Raw genomic sequence first — 18,850 nt, forward strand, 5'->3', positions numbered from 1 at the left:
GCCCGACCCATTCCTCCCCCGAAGGACGAGCATGACCATCACCCCGGACCAGGCCCGCTGGTTCTCCGACAGCTTCACCGCCATCGTGCGCAACGTGGAGCGGGCGGTGCTGGGCAAGACCCACACCGTCCAGCTGGCGGTCACGGCCATGCTCGCCGAGGGGCACCTGCTGCTGGAGGACTTCCCCGGCACCGGCAAGACGACGCTGGCCCGGGCCCTGGCCCAGACGGTCCAGGGGACCAGCAGCCGGATCCAGTTCACCCCCGACCTGCTGCCCTCCGACGTCACCGGCGTCAACATCTACGACCAGAAGAACGGGCAGTTCGAGTTCCACCGCGGCCCCGTCTTCGCCTCGATCGTGCTGGCCGACGAGATCAACCGGGCCTCCCCCAAGACCCAGTCCGCGCTGCTGGAGGTGATGGAGGAGTCCCGGATCACCGTCGACGGGCGCCCCTACGACGTCGGCAGCCCGTTCATGGTCATCGCGACCCAGAACCCGATCGAGCAGGCCGGCACCTACCGCCTCCCCGAGGCCCAGCTCGACCGCTTCCTGATCAAGACCTCGCTGGGCTACCCGGACCGGGAGAGCACCATGCGGGTGCTCCACTCCGGCGGCTCCCGTCCCCGCACCGCCGCGCTCCCGCCGGTGGTCACCACCCAGGCGGTGGCCGAGATGGCGCAGCTGGCCGGTGGGGTGCACATCGAGGAGAGCGTGCTGGACTACATCGCCCGGCTGCTGGAGGAGACCCGTCGCACCGCCGACGTCCGCCTCGGTGTCTCCATCCGCGGTGGCCTCGCCCTGGTCCGGACGTCCCGGGTCTGGGCGGCCTCCCAGGGCCGCCACTTCGTGATGCCGGACGACATCAAGGTGCTGGCCCGGCCCTGCCTGGCGCACCGGCTGATCCTCGACCCCGAGTCGGAGTTCAACGGCGTCACCGCCGACGAGGTGATGGGGCGCGTGCTGGCGGCGGTGCGTCCGCCGCAGGAGCGCCAGTCGGCATGAGCGAGGCCCTGCGACAGGCGCCGGGTGCGCCGGCGTCCGCCGCCAGCGCCGGACGTCTCGACGGGTCGGCCACCCCGGCTGCCGGCACCGCCACGGCGCCCACCCGCACCGTCCAGGTGGCCGACGCGCCGACCTGGCGACGGCTGCCCCGCGTGGCCGGGGAGCGGGTCCGGCACGTCAACCGGCTGCTGGGGGTCAGCCCGGCCGGCTGGACCGTGCTGGCCCTGGCCGTGGCCGCCTTCTGGGTCGGGGGACGGCTGGGCTGGACCGAGCTGCGGGTGGCGTCGGTGGCCTGCGTGGTGGTGCTGCTGCTGGCCATCGCCTTCACCGTCGGACGGCAGACCTACGCGGTCACCCTGGACCTGCAGTCCCGCCAGGTCGTGGTGGGGGAGCGGGCCTTCGGCGAGCTGAGGGTGGTCAACACCTCCGAGCGCCGGCTGTGGCCGGCCCGCATCGAGCTGCCCGTGGGCCGCCGGCTGGCCAGCTTCGGGCTGCCCTCGCTCGGTGGGCGGGCCAGCCACGACGAGGTGTTCGCCGTCCCGACCGTCCGCCGCTCCGTGATCACGGTCGGCCCGGCCCGGACCGTCCGCGGCGACCCCTTCCGGCTGATGGGCCGCGAGATCCTCTGGACCGAGGCCATCGACCTCTACGTGCACCCCCGGACCGTCCGGCTCCCCGGGCGCCAGGGCGGCTTCATCCGCGACCTGGAGGGCCAGACCACGGGCGAGGTCACCAGCTCCGACATCAACTTCCACGCCCTGCGCGAGTACGTCCCCGGCGACGACCAGCGCTACGTGCACTGGCGCTCCACCGCCCGCACCGGCACCCTGATGGTCCGCCAGTTCGAGGAGACCCGACGCAGCCACGTGGCCGTCGCCCTCGACGTCGCCGGTGACTCCTACCTCTCCGACGACGAGTTCGAGCTGGCGGTCTCCGTCGTCGGCTCGGTCAGCCTGCAGTCGCTGCGCGACGAGAACACCCTGTCGGTGATGACCACCGCCGAGCACCTCAAGGCGGTCAGCCCGCGCCGGGCCCTCGACGAGCTGTCCGGGGTCGCGATGATCAACCGCGGCAGCATCGCCGAGCTGGTCCGCGCCTGCGTCCGCTCGGTGCCCGGGGCCAGCATCGCCGTCGTGGTCACCGGCTCCCAGGTCGCGCCGGCGGACCTGCGTCGCGCCTGCACCCTGTTCGACCTGGACGTCCGCGTGGTCGCCGTCCGCGTCGAGCTGGGGTCGGAGGTCAGCACGCAGACGCTGTCCAACGTCACCCTGGTGACCCTGGGCAGCCTTGATGCCCTCCCCGCCGCGCTGCGGAGGGCCGCGCTGTGAGCGGCTGGACCAGCCCCACCGCCACCACCCCGACGACCACCGGGCCGACCGGGGACGGGGAGCGTCGACCGGGCTGGCGCCACGTCCGCAGCGCCGCGGCGACGATGCCGGAGCAGGACCCCTCCTCCTCCCGCGTCACCCTCGACCAGGTCGACGACCGCACCGCCCCCGGGCTCACCCTCGCCGGTCTCCGCGGCCGCGACCGCTGGCTGCGGGTCGGCGTCGACGTGGCGGCGCTGCTGGTGCTGCACGTGCTGGCGGCGGTGACCTTCCAGCTGACCTTCGGCGGCCGGCAGGTGTGGGTGGCGGCGGTCGGCGGGGCCGTGGTCGGTCTGGCCGTCGGGGTCGTGGGCGCCTGGCGGCGGCTGCCCACCTGGCAGGTCGCGGTGCTGGTGGTGGCCGGCTACCTCCTCCTCGGCGGCGCGCTGGCCCTTCCCGCCACCACGACCTGGGGTCTGCCCGGCCTCACCACGCTCAGCGACCTGGTCTACGGCGCGGTCACGGCCTGGAAGGGGCTGCTGACCGTGGACGCCCCGGTCGAGGGCATCGGGACGCTGATGATCGTGCCGCTGCTGACCATGCTGCTCAGCGGCGTCGTCGGGGCCTCGGTGGCCCTGCGCTCCAGCCGTCCCACGCTGGCCTGGGCGGCGCCCGCGGCGGCCGTGCTGGTGGGGATCTCCTCCGGCATCGCCGAGTCCTTCCTGCCGGTGCTGGTCGGCGTCGGGTTCGCGCTGGTGGCCCTGACCTGGACGGCGCACCGCCGCGACAGCACCCAGCAGTCCCTCCTCGGGCAGCGCCGCACCACCCGCTGGCAGTCCGCCCTGATGGGCGCCGGCGTCCTGGCCGTGGCCGCGTGCGTCGCCGGGTTCAGCGCCCCGCTGGTCAGCCCGGACGCCTACCGCACGGTGCTCCGCGACGAGGTCGAGCCACCGCTGGACGTGCTGGAGTACCCCAGCCCGCTGCAGTCCTTCCGCGGTCACCTCAAGGACCACGAGGAGGACACCCTCCTCACCGTCTCCGGGCTGCCCGAGGACGCCGCGGTGCGGCTGGCCACCCTGGACGCCTACGACGGCATCACCTTCAACGTGTCCAACGCCGACGCCCTCGGCCCCGACGCCGGGCTGTTCAAGCGGATGGGTCGCACCGTCCCCGAGGACGTCGAGGGACGCAGGGCCACGGTCACGGTGACCGTCGGCGGCTACGACGACATCTGGCTCCCGACCGTCGGGAAGGTCACCGGGGCCGAGTTCACCTCCGCACGGGGCGGGGCGATCGCGGAGAACCTCTTCTACAACCGGGTCTCCGGCACCGCGATCAGCACCGTCGGGGTCCGCGAGGGCGACGTCTACCGGCTCGACGTGGTGGTGCCGCGCCAGCCCACCTCGGCCGAGATCGAGGCCGCCGAGGCCGGGGAGGACGAGCTGCCGCCGGCCGAGCCGGTCCCGGACTCCCTCGCCGACACCGCCCAGCAGTGGTCGGCCGGTGCCTCCTCCGCCGGTGCGGCCGTGGTCGCGATCGAGCAGGAGCTGCGCCGCGGCTTCTACTCCAACGGCCTGGAGGGCGACGCCCCGTCGGCCTCGGGCCACAGCGTCGCCCGGCTGCAGACGCTGGTGGAGGAGGAGCAGATGATCGGCGACGAGGAGCAGTACGCCGTGGCGATGGCCCTGGCCGCCCGCTCGCTCGGTGTCCCCTCCCGCGTGGTCTACGGCTTCCAGCCCGAGTCCGCCGGCGAGGTCGCCATCAGGGGCGGGGACGTCACCGCCTGGACCGAGGTCCAGCTGGAGGGGCTGGGCTGGGTGATCCTGCGCCCCACCCCGGACAAGTCGCAGGCCCCTGAGCCCGACGAGTCCGAGCGGGAGGCCAAGCCGCGGCCCCAGGTCGACAACCCGCCGCCGCCGCCCGAGCGCCCCGACTACCCCCCGCCGGACAACACCCCGCCCGAGGAACCCAGGACCGACGAGGACGACCGGTCCCGGATCGACTGGGGGCTGGTGCTGCTGGTGGCCGCCGCGGTGGGGGTGCCGCTGCTGCTGCTCGGGCTGCCGGTGGCCCTGGTGCTCGGGCTGAAGGCCCGCCGCCGCAAGGCCCGGCTGCTCGCCGAGACCATGTCGGACCGGGTGGCCGGCGGCTGGGCGGAGGTGGTGGACCGGGCGCGCGACCTGGGGCTGGTGCCGGTCCCGGCCGCCACCCGCTCGGAGGTGGCGCGCAGCGTGACCGAGCGCTTCCCGACCGCCGCCGAGGGCCCGGTGCAGCCGCACGACCTCGCCTGGCGCGCCGACGTCAGCACCTTCGGCCCCCGCCAGCCGTCGGCCACCCAGGTCGACCTGTACTGGCAGGGTGTGGACGAGCTGCGCCGGTCGATGGGCCGCTCGGTGGGGTGGTGGGGCCGGCTGCGGGCGGCGCTCTCGCCGGTCTCGCTGCGGCCGTGGCGCTGAGCAGGCTCCCCAGGGCCCCCCGCGCCGGCGGGCGGCGCGCCCGTCACCGTGGCCCGGCGGGTGGTGCACCGGCCCGGGGTGGGGGATCATGTGGTGGCCCCGCCACCACCGAGTGGCCGGGCGGGACACCGTCGGGCCGAGGAGGAGCACGAGGATGAGCGCAGCAGCTGGGGCCGGACAGGGAGCTGTGCTCCCGCCCGGCGTGCACGCCGGACCCCTCGGGGCGCGGCTGCTGGCCGCCGTCGTGGACAACCTGGTGCCCGCCGTGGTCGGCACCGCCCTCGCCCTCGCGCTGGCCTTCTGGGCCGAGCGGCCCGAGGCGACGCTCGTGCTGTGGTTCGCCGCCGCCGGCCTGGTCGTGGCCTGGGCCCTGCTGGTCTGGTGGACCCTCGCCGTCGGCGCGGCCAGCCCCGGGATGCGGCTGGCCAGGCTGCAGCTGGTCGGGCTGGCCGACGGACGCCCGATCGGGTGGGGCCGGGTGCTGCTGCGCCACCTCGTCTGGTCGGTGCTCGCCGGCACCGGCATCGGGTTCGTCGTGCTCGTGGTCATGCTGATCACCGACGTGCGCCACCAGGGTCTGCACGACAAGGTCGGCAAGGCCGTCGTGATCAAGGAGCGGGTGGGTCGCTCGACCCCCCGCGAGACCGGCGCGACCGCCCCGCAGCGCCAGGCGCCGCCGGCCAGCAGCACCGTCGGGCTCCCCGCCCACCTGACCGGCCAGCGCGACTTCAGCGGCACCCCCGGTTCGGCCCCCAGCGCCGGCAGCGCCGCATCCGCCGCGGAGTGGGCGCCGACGTCGGCCCCGACCGGTCCGGCCCCGACCGGTCCAGCCGGTCCAGCCGGTCCAGCCGGTCCAGCATGGAACGGCCCGCAGGGCCAGGACCCGCGCACCGGCACGGCCCCGTGGCCGGGGTCCCAGCCGTCCGCGCCCGGGATGCCGCCCGGCTCCGGCGCGCCGACCGTCCAGATGCCCGCTGCCGGCTGGGGCACCGCCCCGCCGCAGGCCCCGGTCGGTGCCGGCACCGGCTGGGCGCCCCCGCCGGCTCCGGCCGCCGCACCGCAGCACAGGCCCGACGAGCGGCTGCGCTGGGGACGTCCGGACCACGAGACCGGGCCCAGCAGCAGCGCCGCCTCGGCCACCCCGCCACCTCCGGCGGACCCCACCGCGCAGGTCGACGACGGCACCCGCGTGGTGGCCCGCAGCGGCTCCCTCGGGCGCCGGGCCCCCGACGAGGGCTGGCTGCTCGCCCTCGAGGACGGCCGCGAGGTGGCGGTGTCCTCGCTGGTGCTGATCGGCCGCAACCCCCAGCCGCGCCCCGGGGAGGAGTCCGCGGAGCTGGTCAAGGTCGACGACACCTCCCGCACCGTCTCCAAGACCCACATCGCCATCGGCGTCGACAAGCGCGGCATCTACGTGGTGGACCGCGGCTCCACCAACGGCTCGGCCATCGCCAACAGCTCCGGTGAGTACGAGCCCTGCGCCCCGGGCGACGTCGTCCGGGTCCGCGAGGGCCAGCTGGTGTCGTTCGGGCAGAACCGTCTGGAGATCAAGCGCGTCCACGGCTGAGCGGTACTGTCCAGCCATGACCGACGCCCCCGTCCCGACGGCCACCCCCGTCCCGACCGGCGCCCCGGTCACGGCACCGCCGACCGCGACCGAGGCCCCCGCGACCGGGGCGGCCGAGGCGACCGGGGCCCCGGCCGCGCCGGCGGGCGAGCCCCCCTCCGAGCCGGCCCCACGACGCGTCCTGGACGGGTCCCGCTCGCTGCGGCTGCTGCTGGGTCTGGCCGCGGTGGTGATCGCCTGCGCCGGGCTCAAGGCGGCCGCCGACATCGTCGCCCCCACCTTCCTGGCGCTGACCCTGGTCATCACCATCCACCCGCTGCAGCGCTGGATGGTGGCCCGACGGGTGCCCCGGGCCCTCGCCGCCGCGATCTGCCTGGTCGTGCTCTACCTGACGGTGATCGGCCTGGTGCTGGCGATGGCGCTGTCGGTCGTCCAGCTCGGTCAGTCGATGCCGACCTACCAGTCGCAGTTCGTCGCGCTGTACAACGACTCCCTGGCCCAGCTCGACCGGGTCGGGGTGGGTAGCAGCCAGCTCCAGCAGGCCCTGGACAGCTTCAACGTCGGGTCCCTGTTCTCGGCGGTGCAGGGCTTCCTGTCCCAGCTGCTCGGGGCCACCTCGCTGTTCGTCTTCCTGCTCGCGGTGCTGCTCTTCTTCGCCCTCGACTCCGCCGACATCCCGCGCCGGCTGACCCTGGCCTCGCGGGCCAACCCCGCCTTCGTGGCCGCGCTGGACTCCTTCGCGGTCGGGGTGCGCCGCTACTGGGTGGTCACCGCGGTCTTCGGGCTGATCGTCGCGGTGCTGGACGTGGTGGCCCTGGTGTTCCTGGGCATCCCGCTGGCCCTGCTCTGGGGGCTGGTCTCCTTCATCACCAACTTCATCCCCAACATCGGCTTCGTGCTGGGGCTGGTGCCGCCGGCGCTGCTCGGGCTGCTGGAGGGCGGGGTGTCCACCATGCTGTGGGTGATCGGGGTCTACTCCGTGCTCAACCTGGTGGTGCAGACGATCATCCAGCCCCGCTTCACCGGGGACGCGGTGGGGGTCACGACCGCGATGTCGTTCCTCTCCCTCACCTTCTGGGCCTTCCTGCTGGGCCCTCTGGGTGCCCTGCTGGCCCTCCCCGCGACGCTCTTCGTCAAGACGCTGCTGGTCGACGGCGACCCGCGCAACCAGTGGGTGAACACCCTCATCGCGTCCAACCCCCGCTAGGTCCGGCGGGGGTGCCGGGGCCAGTAGGGTTCGGGTCATGCTGCTGTCTGACCGTGACATCCGTGCGGGCGTCGAGGCGAACCGGATCGCCCTGGACCCGTGGACGCCGGAGATGGTGCAGCCCTCCAGCGTCGACGTCCGCCTCGACCGGTACTTCCGCATCTTCGAGAACCACCGCTATCCCCACATCGACCCCGCCGAGGACCAGCCGGAGCTGACCCGGACGGTCGAGCCCGAGGGCGACGAGCCGTTCATCCTGCACCCCGGGGAGTTCGTGCTGGGCAGCACCTTCGAGACCGTCACCCTGGCCGACGACGTCGCCGCGCGGCTCGAGGGCAAGTCCTCGCTGGGACGTCTTGGTCTGCTCACCCACAGCACCGCCGGCTTCATCGACCCCGGGTTCTCCGGCCACGTCACCCTCGAGCTGTCCAACGTCGCCACCCTGCCGATCAAGCTCTGGCCCGGGATGAAGATCGGCCAGCTCTGCTTCTTCGGGCTCTCCTCCCCGGCCGAGGCGCCCTACGGCTCCCAGGGCCACGGCTCGCGTTACCAGGGCCAGCGGGGCCCGACGGCGTCCCGCTCGCACCTGGGCTTCCACCGCACCCAGGTCTGAACCGGCCGCCGGGGCCGTGCTGACCTCCCGCGGCCCTAGCGTCGGGGTGTGACCCCCCACGTGCTCGAGTCCCTGCGTCGCGGCCTGGCCGACGGCGCCCGCCGCGCGGAGCAGGAGGCCGTCGAGGCCCGTGCCCGGCTGGCCGCCGCCGGTGGGACGGGAGGAGGTGCGCTGCTGCGGCTCCGCGTCGACGCCGTCGGCCGGCTGCTCGACGCCGACGTCGACAGCGCGGTCCTCACCGCCACCCCGACCGCCTTCACCGCCGCCGTCCAGGCCGCCTACCGGGAGGCCTGCGCGGCCGTCCGGCCACTGCCCGCACGTCCCGAGCTCGCCGCGCCCGGGGCCGCCGTGCCGACGGCCGGCGGTGACCGCGGGTCCTCCGCGCGGGCGGCCGTGCTGGCCGCCGAGCTGCCCACCTGGGTGGTGACGGGTCGCGCGGAGGGCGTCGAGGTCGAGCTGGACGGGCGCGGACGGCTGCTGGTCGCCCGGGCCGGCACCGACGCGCTGCGGGCCGGGCCGGAGCTGCTGGGCCGGTGGCTCACCGCCGCCTGGGAGCACGCCGAGCAGGAGCGCCGCGACCGCCTCGACCGCGCCCTGCGGCAGGAGGAGGAGGCGTGAGCACCTTCCGCGTCGAACCCGCGCAGCTCGACGGCGCCGCCAGCACGCTGGCTGCCGTCCCGGCCGGTCTGGGTGGGCTCTCGGTCAGCGCGCCCGACCCCGCCATGTACGGGGACCTCGTCGGCAGCGCGGCCGCGCACGCCGAGCCGGCGAACACCGAGAGCACCACCACCCTGCTCCAGGCCCTGACGACGCTCGGGCAGTCGCTGTCGGAGCGCTGCGAGGCCTCCGCCCGGGGTTACCGCGACACCGAGCACCAGGTGGTGGACCTGGTCCGGGCGCAGGTCTCCGGAGCCCTCGAGGCGGGCACCGCGGTGGTCGGACGAGGGGTGTCGGTCTGATGCCCGCCGCCGTCCCGGTGGTCACCCAGGCCGACATCGCCGCTGCCACCGCGCTCCTCACCCCCGAGAGCCAGGGCTTCGGCGAGGCCCTGCTCGACGGGATCGAGGGGGCCTACGACGTCCTGGAGTCGCTGCCCGACCTCCCGGGGGTCTTCCTGACCGCCATCGTCGACCGGATCGTCCCGGGTGAGTCCGTGATCGAGGCGCTGACCGGGGACGCCGGAGCCATCCGCGCCCACGCCGACCAGCTGCGCCGGGTGGCTGAGCGGGTGCGGGCGCAGGCCACCACGGTCGACGACGCCACCGGCGGGCTCGGGGGCTGGGAGGGTCTGGCCGCCGAGGCCTGCCGGGCCACGCTCAGCACCTCGGCCGAGTGCGTGCTGGCCGCGGCCGCCTCCATCGACGCGGTCGCCGCCGCCCACCTCGACCTCGGTGGCCGGGTCGCCGTGGCCCGGGCCGAGGTGATCGAGCTGGTCCGCGAGATGGTGGGGCGGATGGGCCGGGAGGCCCTCAGCGCCATCGCCACGGCGGGACTGGCGATCGTGGGCGGGGTGCTGACCATCGCCGGGGCCGCCGCCGGCGGCGCCGTCGACGGCTTCATCGACGGCGTCGGTGACGCCTTCAGCGGGGGCGGGGTCGGGGCCATCTGGGACGGCACCGCCGAGGGCTTCCAGCGCGGGCTCGACGAGGGGCTGCGCCGGGCCATGGAGATGTGGCTGGCGGCGGTCGGGGCCATCGTCTCGGGCTACCTGCGCGACATCGACGACTTCGTGGACGACGCGATCGAGCCGATGACCGAGCTGATCGGCACCATGACCGGGCTGGCCAACCGGATGGACCGGGCGTCCTCGCTCCTCACCACCGGCACCGACCCGGGCGATGCCGCCGACGCCCCGAGCCAGGGGCAGGGCCTGGACGCCCAGGGCACCACCCCCCAGACCGGGCTGGACGCCGACCTGATCGGCATCAACGGCGTGGTCGGCAGCGACGACGAGATCCCGGGCTACCCACGTGCCACGGACGAGGAGCTCGCCGCGCTGGGGCTGGACGGGATGGGCTTCGTCGACGGACGCCTCACCGACGACAACGGGGTGGTGGTGGAGGTGTTCATGGGCCCGGACGGTCCGGTGGTCGCCTTCGGCGGCACCACCGTCGGTCCGGGCGGGGCGGGTCCGGACGTCGTGGAGGACGCGGTCGGGGCCGGCACGCTCTCCCCGCAGACCGAGCAGGCGCTGGCGGTCGCGGAGGCGATCAACGCCTCCCCGGGCGGGGACGACGTGGTCTACACCGGCCACTCCCTGGGTGGGCGGCTTGCCTCGATCGCCAGCCTGGCCTCGGGCAACGCGGCCATCACCTACAACGCCGCCGGTGTCTCCGACGCCACGGTGGACTACATCGCCCGGGCGAACGGCACCACGTCCGAGGCGCTGCTGCAGCAGGCCTCCGACGGGCAGGTGCGGGCCTACCGCACCGGGGACGACATCCTCACCCGCGCCCAGGAGGGCATCCCCGGCAGCCAGCACGTCCACGACGCGGTCGGGGCACCGATCGAGTACGGGGACGGCACCCTGCAGTCCGACGGCATCGGCGGGCACCAGCTGGACAACGTCGAGGAGAGCTACGAGGAGGACTACGGGGTGCAGGTCCCCGACGCCGAGGGCGTGGTCTGAGCGGGACGGCTGCGGCACTGGTTCCCGCGTGACCGGTGGAGCGCAACCGGTCCCTCAGCAGACACCGCCGGAGCATGCGTCGGAGACGTCCGCTGAGCGACCGCTTCTGCCTGGCAAAGGGAGGTGGGCCGGTGGAGCCGTGGCCCACAGCCTCCCGGGTGGCCTCTCAGGGCTCGCACCTGGCGGGCATGCTGCCCCAGCCAGCCGGGCTCAGCTGGATGGGTGGCGGCGGATCGCCCGCACGGCAGGAGACGGCGACCGACTCGAGCTCCAGGCGCCAGGAGGGCCCCTCGGCCCGGTAGTCCGACGGCGGGAAGGCCAGGACCACCGCGCACAGCAGGGGGATGCTCAGGAGAGCCGTGAGCGGACGCGACAGGCGGGGCAGCGCGCAGGAGACGGCCACCAGGGCCAGCAGGAGCAGGGCGGCGACGTAGCGCCCGTGCAGCCGACCGGAGTACACGGTCATGAACACGCCCAGCACCGCCACCGACAGCAGGAGGGAGAGCTGGAGCCGGCGGGAGTCACGGTGCCTGACCAGCGCCACGCCCACCGTGATCAGGAGCGAGGTGAGGAGCGTCACGGCCAGCAGGCTGTCGCCGGGTGAGCCGTCGACGTGGTCCAGCAGGGAGGACCACGGGCTGCGGATCTCGCCGAGACGCGCGGGCGGCTCACGCCGGCTGCTGGACCCGAGGGTCATGACGGCGAGCTGCCAGGCCAGGCCGACGGCGGCCCCCCAGGCGGCGGGCAGCCGGAGCAGGCGTTGCCCGTGCAGGAGGAGTGCCGCAGGCAGGAGCAGAGCCACCAGGGGGGTGGTGGCCGCTGCGAGCCCGGCCACCAGCGCCGCGCCCCACCGCAGCCGGGACGCGGACGTGCTCAGTGCCCAGGAGGCCGCGGCCAGCAGGAACCACTGCAGGTTCGCCAGGTTCCCGATCACCTCGTCGTGGAGTGCCGGGGCCAGGGCGAAGGAGGTGCCGGCGACGACCATGGCCAGACGGGAACCCGTCAGGGAGCCAGCGGCCGCCGCGGCGAACCAGGCCAGCAGGCCGAGGGTGAGGGCGACCGCCACCACGACGTACACCGGGACGGTCGCCATGGGCAGGGCGGAGGCCCCGAGAGCGAGCAGCCGGGGGACCAGGTGGCCGTACCCGGCGTACTCCATGCCGATCGAGACCGCCCCGGCCTGCTGGGCGTCGTGGAGGAACACCGCCCCGTCCTCGGCCCAGACTCGGTCGAACAGCTCGGGCCTCGTGGCGACCCGCAGCACGACGAGCAGAGCGGTCGCGGCGCCGACGGTCAGGGGCAGCCACGGGTGCGGGGGGCGCACGACCGGTGCCACCTCCGCCGCGCCGCGACGCAGGTCCTCCCGACCATGACCTCCTGGCATCCACCGCCCTCCCGTGATGAGACCGCAGCCTCCCACGACCAGTCGGCCGTGCAGCCCTCGGGCACCGCGGGCTTCCCGTCAGCCCTCGCTGGGACCCGGCTCTTCCGCAGGACCCCGACGGTGGGCACCCGGACCCGGCCGCTCGCCCGGGGCGCCACCGAGGTCACCCGGGCCGCCGCGACGACCACCCCGGCCGCGACCCCGCGGACCGCGGTGCCCCCGGGGACCGAAGGGCCAGCCCGGTGGCAGGTCGCCCTCCGGACCGAACGGGGGCACGGGGAGCTCTCCGGGGTCGCGCTCGTCGGCCTGGGGGCCGAAGCCCCGCCCTCGTCCGCCCGGACCCCGCCAGGTCTGGCGGATCACGACGCGGGTCAGGGCCTGGGTGATCCAGACGTTGGTGGACACGCCCTGCGCGGCCGCGACCTGGTCCACCCGGTCCTTGAGGGACTGGGGGATGCGGAGGCTGACCCGGGCGGTGGCGTCGTCGTCGCTGTCCAGCCCGAGCTGGGCCTCGTCGGGGTCCAGCTCGTCCTCGGTGCCGCCCAGCCCGTCGTCGGCGGCGGAGGTGACGTCGGGGACGGTGACGTCGAAGACGGGCTGGTCGCCGTCGAGCCGCAGCGCGACGGTGGTGGGGGAGGTGCGGGCGCTGATCTCGGTCGCGGCCTCGGCGAGGGCCTGGACGAGGGTGAGGCGGATGGTGGGCTCCAGCGCGGTGCCCAGCTGCTCCGCCACCTGACGGGTGCGGTCGTCGGCCAGGGCGGCGGCGTGCTGGACGCCGTCGCGGACCGACTCGAGGTGCTTGTCGATGTTCATGACTCCAGTATGACCTCACGTTGACGTCATCACAAGTATCTGTGACGTCAGTATGGCGTCACGCGATAGATCGGCTCAGCTGCCCGTCAGCGCGACCAGCTTTCGTACGGTGTTGAGGTTGCGGGCGGTGGCCGGGGTGCGGAGCCGGCGCAGGGCCTTGTCCAGCCCGGGGTGGGCGCGGCCGGCGCCCTCGGCGTAGCGGAGGTGGACGTCCTGCCCGACGAGCTGCCAGAGCTCCGGCCCGGTGTCGACCTCCTGCGCCGCGGTCACGGCGGCCGGCTCGGGTGGGTGCAGCAGGAAGAGCACGTAGGAGAACCGGGCGTCGACGACCTCGAAGGGGTGCGCGTCCAGGGCGGCGCGGAGCTGCTCCGGCGTCCGCGAGATGGCCTCGCGGAAGAAGCCGAAGCGCTCCTGGACGGCCTGCTCCAGCGCCCGGTCGAAGACGTCGGGGTCACCGGGCGGGGTGCACAGCAGGTTCCCCGAGGCGATGTGGGTGGCGACGTCCTCCGCGCCCAGCGACGTGGCCAGGGCCCGCAGCTCGGCCATCGGCAACGAGGCGCCGCCCACGTTGACCGCCCTCAGCAGCACCACCCGACGTGCACCCATGCAGCACATCCTGCCGGAGCACCTCCCGCGCTCGGTCCACGCGGGTCGGGTCAGCCGCCGTGCCGGATCGGCACCGCTGAGTGGTGGCTCAGCAGCAGCGGCCCTCCGGGTGCGCCTCCTGGTGGTCGGTGCGCGAGCGCCAGTACTCCGCCGGGCCCATCGGCGCGCCGTGCCCGTGACGGGCGTGCCAGGCGAGGTAGCCGTCGTAGGCCGACCCGCCCAGCACCCCGCGGAGGAACCAGCGCAGCCCGGACCAGCCCGAGCGCAGCCGCCCGGTGAGGACGTCCATCAGTGGCTCCGGGTCAGCGTGCCCGGGCGCTCGGGCACCTCGTCCCAGCGGGCCTGCAGCTCCTTCTCCGCCGGGGTGGGCACGAAGCCGGCCGGGGCGAACATCTGCGAGGGGGTGGGCGGCTCCTCCGAGCTCGGCAGCCCGGTGCCCCGCACGGTCCTGACCACCGAGAGCACCGAGGCGGCGATCACGATGACCGCCAGCACCAGGAACACGACCGACAGCGTCCCCTGCACGGTGGTGTTGCGGACGACCGCCTGCATGGCCTCGACCGAGGTGGCCGTGCCCTGGCTGGTCCTCCCGGCGGCCAGCGCGTCACGGAACAGGCTGTTCTGCGCCCAGTAGCCCACGGCGGGGTTGGGCGAGAAGATCTTGTACAGCGAGCCGGTGATGGTGACCACGGCGGCGAAGGCCAGCGGCAGCGCCGGCACCCACAACCACCTCCGCACCCCGCCCTTGGCCGCGATGGCCATGCAGATGGCCAGCGCGATGGCGGCCAGCAGCTGGTTGGAGATGCCGAACAGCGGGAAGAAGGTGTTGATGCCGCCGAGGGGGTCGGTGACGCCGAGGAACAGGATGGCGCCCCAGCCCGCCACCATCGCCGCGGTGCACACCCATGACCCGAGGCGCCAGGAGGTGTCCTTGAACCGGGGGACGACGTTGCCCAGCGACTCCTGCAGCTGGAAGCGGGCCACGCGGGTGCCGGCGTCCACCGCGGTGAGGATGAACAGCGCCTCGAACATGATCGCGAAGTGGTACCAGAACGCGGTCAGACCGCTGGAGGTGAGCTGCTGCATGATCATCGCCAGCCCGAGCGCCAGCGTGGGGGCCCCGCCGGTGCGGGAGATGATCGACTCCTCGCCCACCGACTCCGCGGTCTGGGTGAGCACCTCCGGGGTCAGGTTGACCCCGGTGAGGCCGAGCCCGTTGACGAAGGCCGCCGCACCCTCCGGCGTCCCCAGCGTGGCGGCGGCGGAGGCGTTCATGGCGAAGTAGATGCCGCGGTCGATGCTCAACGCGGCCACCAGGGCCATGATCGCGACGAAGGACTCCATCAGCATGCCGCCGTAGCCGATGAGGCGGGTCTGGCGCTCCTTCTCGATCAGCTTCGGCGTGGTGCCGGAGGCGATCAGCGCGTGGAAGCCCGACAGCGCACCGCAGGCGATGGTCACGAACAGGAAGGGGAAGAGCGAGCCCGACCACACCGGCCCGGTGTCGCCCCCGGCGAACTCGCTGAGGGCCGGGGCGTTGAGCACCGGCCGCACGATGACGATGGCCAGCGCCAGCATCACGATGGTGCCGATCTTCATGAACGTGGACAGGTAGTCGCGCGGGGCCAGCAGCAGCCACACCGGCAGCACCGCCGCCACGAACCCGTAGACGATGATGAGCAGCGCGATGGTCGTGCGCTCGAGGGTGAACACCTCTGACAGCACCGGGTGCTCGGAGACCCAGGAGCCGGCGATGATGGCCGCCATCAGCAGCACGAAGCCGATGACGGAGATCTCGGTGACCCTGCCCGGGCGGAGGAAGCGCAGGTAGACGCCCATGAACAGGGCGATGGGCAGCGTCATGCCGACGCTGAACACGCCCCACGGGCTCTCGCCGAGGGCGTTGACCACGACCAGGGCCAGGATGGCCACGATGATCAGCATGATGAGCAGGGTGGCCAGGATCGCGGCGGTGCCACCCACCCGGCCCAGCTCGTCGCGGGCCATCTGGCCCAGCGAGCGGCCCTTGCGCCGCATCGAGAAGAACAGCACCAGGTAGTCCTGGACGGCGCCGGCCAGCACCACGCCGACGATGATCCAGATCGTGCCGGGCAGGTAGCCCATCTGCGCGGCCAGCACGGGCCCGACCAGCGGACCGGCCCCCGCGATCGCCGCGAAGTGGTGCCCGAAGAGCACCCGACGGTCGGTGGGCATGAAGTCCTGGCCGTTCTCGTTGTACTCGGCCGGGGTGGCGCGGGTGTCGTCGGGCCGGGTGACGTGGCGCTCGATCACCTTGGTGTAGAAGCGGTAGGCGATGAGGTAGGTGCAGACGGCGGCGAAGACGAACCAGATCGCGTTGATCGTCTCCCCACGGACCAGGGCGATCATGGTCCAGGCCACGGCTCCCAGCAGGGCCACCAGGCCCCAGCCGATGATCTTCTTCGGCGTCCACCGACGCTGCTCGCGCTCCTGCGTCTCGGCGTCGATGGCGGCAGGGGGGAGCGGGCGGGCCTCTCCGGTCGTGCTCTGGCTGGGCGACACGTCCGAACTCCTTCGTTGGACCACGTGGACGCGAGGAACCTATGCCTTCTTCAGCCCCGACGCACCCCCTCGGCGGGGTCGGTTTCGCTGTCGGCGCCGTCGACCCGGCCGACCGGCACACTGGCGGGGTGAACCAGCAGACGCCCCCGCCGCCGATCCCCTACGTCGAGGTCCACGCGGGGGAGAAGCGCCACCTGCTCCTCCGCTTCGAGGCCCCGCTCTCCGGGCGGGCAGGGGCTTACGTGGTGGGGGTCGACGGACGTCCCTACGTGGTGACCTGGCCCGCGGTGGTCTTCGAGATCCCCGCCGACCGGCCGGTGCACGTCAGCGTCCACGTGACGGGGGAGGAGGCGCCCTACGCCGCGTCGCTGCTGCTGTTCCCCGCCTCCCGGCCCGAGCTGACCTACCGCCTCGTCTACCTGAGCGGCGCCACCCTCACCTGAGCGGCGGGTCCCCGGGCCGTGGCTCGCGGGCTCCGAGGTGCCGAAGGTGGCGGAGCCGCGGCTCCCTCGCGATCAGGATCCTGACGGCTCCGTGGGTGAGGCGTCGGAGGCCTGCCCCCGGCGCACGGACTCCAGCAGCAGCTGGGCGACGTCCAGCACCTCGACGCCGTCGGAGCGGCCGGCGTCCTGCTCGACGGCGGCGACCCCGTCCGACAGCATCACCCGGCAGAAGGGGCACCCGGTGGCGATGGTGGTGGCCCCGGTGGCCAGCGCCTCCTGGGTGCGGTTGACGTTGATCCGGCTGCCCAGCTTCTCCTCCATCCACATCCGCGCCCCGCCGGCACCGCAGCAGAACGAGGTCTCGCGGTGGCGCGGCATCTCGGTGACGGTGGCACCGGGCAGCACCTGGAGCAGCTCCCGGGGAGGGTCGTAGACGCCGTTGTGTCGGCCGATGAAGCAGGGGTCGTGGTACGTGATCGACCGGCCGGCCAGCGACCCCTCGGGAGTCGCGACCGGGGTCAGCCGGCCGTCGCGCACCAGCCGGTTGAGCAGCTGGGTGTGGTGCACGACCTCCAGCTCGACCCCGACCTGCGGGTACTCGTTCCTGAGGGTGTTCAGGCAGTGCGCGCAGGTGGTGACCACCTTGGCGGCCCCGGCCTCGCGGAGGGTCTCGGCGTTCTCCGCGGCCAGCTGCTGGAAGACGAACTCGTTGCCGGCCCGGCGAGCCGGGTCACCGGTGCAGGTCTCGCCCTTGCCCAGGATCGCGAACCCGACGCCGGCCGTGTTCAGCAGCTCGGCCACCGCCTGGGTCGTCTTCTTCGCCCGGTCCTCGAAGGCGCCGGCGCAGCCCACCCAGAACAGGTACTCCACCTCACTGAGGTCGTCGACGTCCTTGCCGACCACGGGCACCGGGAAGGGGAGGTCCTTGGTCCAGTCCAGCCGCCCGCGGGGGTTGAGGTTCCAGGGGTTCCCCTTGCTCTCCAGGCCCTTGAACAGCCCGTTGAGCTCGCTGGGGAACTCCTCGGACACCATCACCTGGAAGCGGCGCATGTCCATGATGTGGTCGACGTGCTCGATGTCCACCGGGCACTGCTGGACGCAGGCGCCGCAGCTGGTGCAGGACCAGAGCACGTCGGGGTCGATGATCCCGGCGTGGCCGTCGTCGCCGACCTGGATGGGTCCGACCAGGGGCCGGCGCGCCTCCTCCTGGACCGCGACCGGCAGGTCGCCGCGGGCCTCCTCGGCCGCCTGCAGGTACGGGGCCTTGGCGTGAGCGTGGTCGCGCAGCGCCGTCACCACCAGCTTGGGGCTCAGCGGCTTGTCGGTGTTCCAGGCCGGGCACTGGCTCTGGCAGCGCCCGCACTCGGTGCAGGAGGTGAAGTCCAGCAGACCCTTCCAGGAGAAGTCCTCCACCGCCCCGACGCCGAGGGTGACGTCGTCGAGGTCCTCGACCTCGGTCAGGTCGACGGCCTTCCCCCGGGAGACCAGGGGCGCCATCGCGCCGAGCGCGGGTGACCCGTCGGCCTCGCGCTTGAACCAGATGTTGGGCCAGGCGGTGAAGCGGTGCCAGGCCACGCCCATGGTCGTGTTGAGCCCGATCACGCAGAACCAGGCCATCGAGATGATGATCTTGAGCGCCGCGACCAGCACCACCGCGGTCTCCAGCCCGGCGCGGGGGAGGCCGTCGGGGAGCAGGAAGAAGGTCAGCGGGAAGTGCAGCCGGCCGCCGACCAGCTGGTACTCCATCGCCCGCAGCGCCAGCACGCAGGCGACGATCCCCAGGATGGTCAGCTCGACGTAGACGCCCTGCCAGTTCGCCGAGCCGAAGAACCGCGAGCCGCGGCCGTGACGGCGCGACAGCACGCGCAGCACCGAGAGGTAGACGATGCCCAGCAGCCCCAGCCAGGCGATCAGCTCGCTGGCCCACTCGTAGACCACCCAGTGCCCGATGACCGGCAGGGCGAACTCGGGGTCGAAGAGCTGGCCGTAGGCGGTGAGCAGGGTGAGGAACAGGGCGCCGAACGCCACGAAGACGAACCAGTGGGCCACGCCGACCGTGCTCCACTGCAGCATCCGGGTGTGACCCAGCGACTCCACCAGGAGGGTGCGCCAGCGCTGCCCGGGACGGTCGGTGCGGCCGAGGGTGGGCCCACCGGTGCGGAGGACGCCGACGATCCGGCCCACCGCACGCGCGAACAGCGCCACCCCCACCACGGTGACCGCCAGCGCGACCACCACCGCGGCTGTCCTCATCGGTCCTCCTCCGGATCACCTCGTTGTT

At 73.8% G+C, this 18,850-nt stretch carries 16 protein-coding genes; 10 read left to right on the forward strand and 6 right to left on the reverse strand.

Features of this window, described 5'->3' with window-relative positions:
• Positions 1-31: 31 nt before the first annotated feature.
• The 9 genes from BLT52_RS06055 (at position 32) to BLT52_RS06095 (ending at position 10,782) form a co-directional block, all read left to right on the forward strand.
• Positions 32-1,003, forward strand: coding sequence for an AAA family ATPase (locus tag BLT52_RS06055; protein WP_090591566.1), 972 nt, complete (start codon positions 32-34; stop codon positions 1,001-1,003).
• Entirely contained in the window at positions 1,000-2,331 is a 1,332-nt protein-coding gene (locus BLT52_RS06060; protein WP_090591567.1) for a DUF58 domain-containing protein, read from the forward strand. The genes BLT52_RS06055 and BLT52_RS06060 overlap by 4 nt, the downstream gene beginning before the upstream one ends.
• Positions 2,328-4,766 (forward strand): transglutaminase family protein, encoded by a 2,439-nt coding sequence (locus tag BLT52_RS06065; protein WP_090591570.1) that lies wholly within the window; start codon positions 2,328-2,330, stop codon positions 4,764-4,766. Before BLT52_RS06060 ends, BLT52_RS06065 begins: the two co-directional genes overlap by 4 nt.
• 154 nt (positions 4,767-4,920) lie before the next feature.
• Positions 4,921-6,333 carry an RDD family protein gene (locus BLT52_RS06070; RefSeq protein ID WP_172803998.1) on the forward strand — a complete coding sequence of 471 codons (1,413 nt, stop codon included), beginning with the start codon at positions 4,921-4,923 and terminating at the stop codon, positions 6,331-6,333.
• Between the two features lie 16 nt (positions 6,334-6,349).
• Positions 6,350-7,540, forward strand: a complete 1,191-nt coding sequence (locus tag BLT52_RS06075) for an AI-2E family transporter (protein WP_090591574.1) — start codon at positions 6,350-6,352, stop codon at positions 7,538-7,540.
• A gap of 37 nt (positions 7,541-7,577) precedes the next feature.
• Complete coding sequence (gene dcd / locus BLT52_RS06080; RefSeq protein ID WP_090591576.1) at positions 7,578-8,153, forward strand: dCTP deaminase; 576 nt, start codon at positions 7,578-7,580, stop codon at positions 8,151-8,153.
• A gap of 48 nt (positions 8,154-8,201) precedes the next feature.
• Entirely contained in the window at positions 8,202-8,771 is a 570-nt protein-coding gene (locus BLT52_RS06085) for a hypothetical protein (RefSeq protein ID WP_090591578.1), read from the forward strand.
• On the forward strand, positions 8,768-9,112 hold the full coding sequence (locus BLT52_RS06090; protein WP_090591580.1) for a hypothetical protein: 345 nt from the start codon (positions 8,768-8,770) through the stop codon (positions 9,110-9,112). The genes BLT52_RS06085 and BLT52_RS06090 overlap by 4 nt, the downstream gene beginning before the upstream one ends.
• On the forward strand, positions 9,112-10,782 hold the full coding sequence (locus BLT52_RS06095; protein WP_090591582.1) for a hypothetical protein: 1,671 nt from the start codon (positions 9,112-9,114) through the stop codon (positions 10,780-10,782). Before BLT52_RS06090 ends, BLT52_RS06095 begins: the two co-directional genes overlap by 1 nt.
• A 166-nt stretch (positions 10,783-10,948) precedes the next feature.
• Here the strand turns inward: BLT52_RS06095 and BLT52_RS06100 are convergent, their stop codons facing one another.
• From BLT52_RS06100 to BLT52_RS06120, 5 genes are all read right to left on the reverse strand, one after another.
• Positions 10,949-12,106: a hypothetical protein gene (locus BLT52_RS06100; RefSeq protein ID WP_157676999.1), complete on the reverse strand. Its 1,158-nt coding sequence runs from the start codon at positions 12,104-12,106 to the stop codon at positions 10,949-10,951.
• Positions 12,107-12,244: 138 nt separating this feature from the next.
• Positions 12,245-12,979: a toxin-antitoxin system HicB family antitoxin gene (locus BLT52_RS06105; protein ID WP_090591586.1), complete on the reverse strand. Its 735-nt coding sequence runs from the start codon at positions 12,977-12,979 to the stop codon at positions 12,245-12,247.
• 75 nt (positions 12,980-13,054) lie between these two features.
• Positions 13,055-13,585, reverse strand: coding sequence for a DUF1697 domain-containing protein (locus BLT52_RS06110; RefSeq protein ID WP_090591589.1), 531 nt, complete (start codon positions 13,583-13,585; stop codon positions 13,055-13,057).
• A gap of 88 nt (positions 13,586-13,673) precedes the next feature.
• The gene (locus tag BLT52_RS06115; RefSeq protein WP_090591590.1) at positions 13,674-13,874 is read right to left on the reverse strand and encodes a CstA-like transporter-associated (seleno)protein; all 201 of its coding nucleotides are present in this window, start codon (positions 13,872-13,874) and stop codon (positions 13,674-13,676) included.
• Complete coding sequence (locus tag BLT52_RS06120; RefSeq protein ID WP_231946610.1) at positions 13,874-15,973, reverse strand: carbon starvation CstA family protein; 2,100 nt, start codon at positions 15,971-15,973, stop codon at positions 13,874-13,876. Before BLT52_RS06120 ends, BLT52_RS06115 begins: the two co-directional genes overlap by 1 nt.
• A gap of 281 nt (positions 15,974-16,254) precedes the next feature.
• On the opposite strand from BLT52_RS06120, the gene BLT52_RS06125 reads away from it, so the two are divergent.
• Positions 16,255-16,569 (forward strand): hypothetical protein, encoded by a 315-nt coding sequence (locus BLT52_RS06125; RefSeq protein ID WP_090591596.1) that lies wholly within the window; start codon positions 16,255-16,257, stop codon positions 16,567-16,569.
• 72 nt (positions 16,570-16,641) lie between these two features.
• On the opposite strand, the gene BLT52_RS06130 is transcribed toward BLT52_RS06125, so the two are convergent.
• Positions 16,642-18,822: a (Fe-S)-binding protein gene (locus BLT52_RS06130; protein ID WP_090591598.1), complete on the reverse strand. Its 2,181-nt coding sequence runs from the start codon at positions 18,820-18,822 to the stop codon at positions 16,642-16,644.
• Between the last annotated feature and the right edge of the window lie 28 nt (positions 18,823-18,850).

It is taken from the genome of Auraticoccus monumenti, from assembly GCF_900101785.1.
GTDB lineage: Bacteria > Actinomycetota > Actinomycetes > Propionibacteriales > Propionibacteriaceae > Auraticoccus > Auraticoccus monumenti.

What these genes read in the sequence shown, in the direction of transcription:
- BLT52_RS06095 (WP_090591582.1), top strand. Translation starts at nt 9,112, where the DNA reads ATGCCCGCCGCCGTCCCGGTGGTCACCCAGGCCGACATCGCCGCTGCC.
- BLT52_RS06055 (WP_090591566.1), top strand. Translation starts at nt 32, where the DNA reads ATGACCATCACCCCGGACCAGGCCCGCTGGTTCTCCGACAGCTTCACC.
- BLT52_RS06070 (WP_172803998.1), top strand. Translation starts at nt 4,921, where the DNA reads ATGAGCGCAGCAGCTGGGGCCGGACAGGGAGCTGTGCTCCCGCCCGGC.
- BLT52_RS06110 (WP_090591589.1), bottom strand. Translation starts at nt 13,585, where the DNA reads ATGGGTGCACGTCGGGTGGTGCTGCTGAGGGCGGTCAACGTGGGCGGC.
- dcd (WP_090591576.1), top strand. Translation starts at nt 7,578, where the DNA reads ATGCTGCTGTCTGACCGTGACATCCGTGCGGGCGTCGAGGCGAACCGG.
- BLT52_RS06120 (WP_231946610.1), bottom strand. Translation starts at nt 15,973, where the DNA reads ATGATCGCCCTGGTCCGTGGGGAGACGATCAACGCGATCTGGTTCGTC.
- BLT52_RS06130 (WP_090591598.1), bottom strand. Translation starts at nt 18,822, where the DNA reads ATGAGGACAGCCGCGGTGGTGGTCGCGCTGGCGGTCACCGTGGTGGGG.
- BLT52_RS06075 (WP_090591574.1), top strand. Translation starts at nt 6,350, where the DNA reads ATGACCGACGCCCCCGTCCCGACGGCCACCCCCGTCCCGACCGGCGCC.
- BLT52_RS06115 (WP_090591590.1), bottom strand. Translation starts at nt 13,874, where the DNA reads ATGGACGTCCTCACCGGGCGGCTGCGCTCGGGCTGGTCCGGGCTGCGC.
- BLT52_RS06105 (WP_090591586.1), bottom strand. Translation starts at nt 12,979, where the DNA reads ATGAACATCGACAAGCACCTCGAGTCGGTCCGCGACGGCGTCCAGCAC.
- BLT52_RS06060 (WP_090591567.1), top strand. Translation starts at nt 1,000, where the DNA reads ATGAGCGAGGCCCTGCGACAGGCGCCGGGTGCGCCGGCGTCCGCCGCC.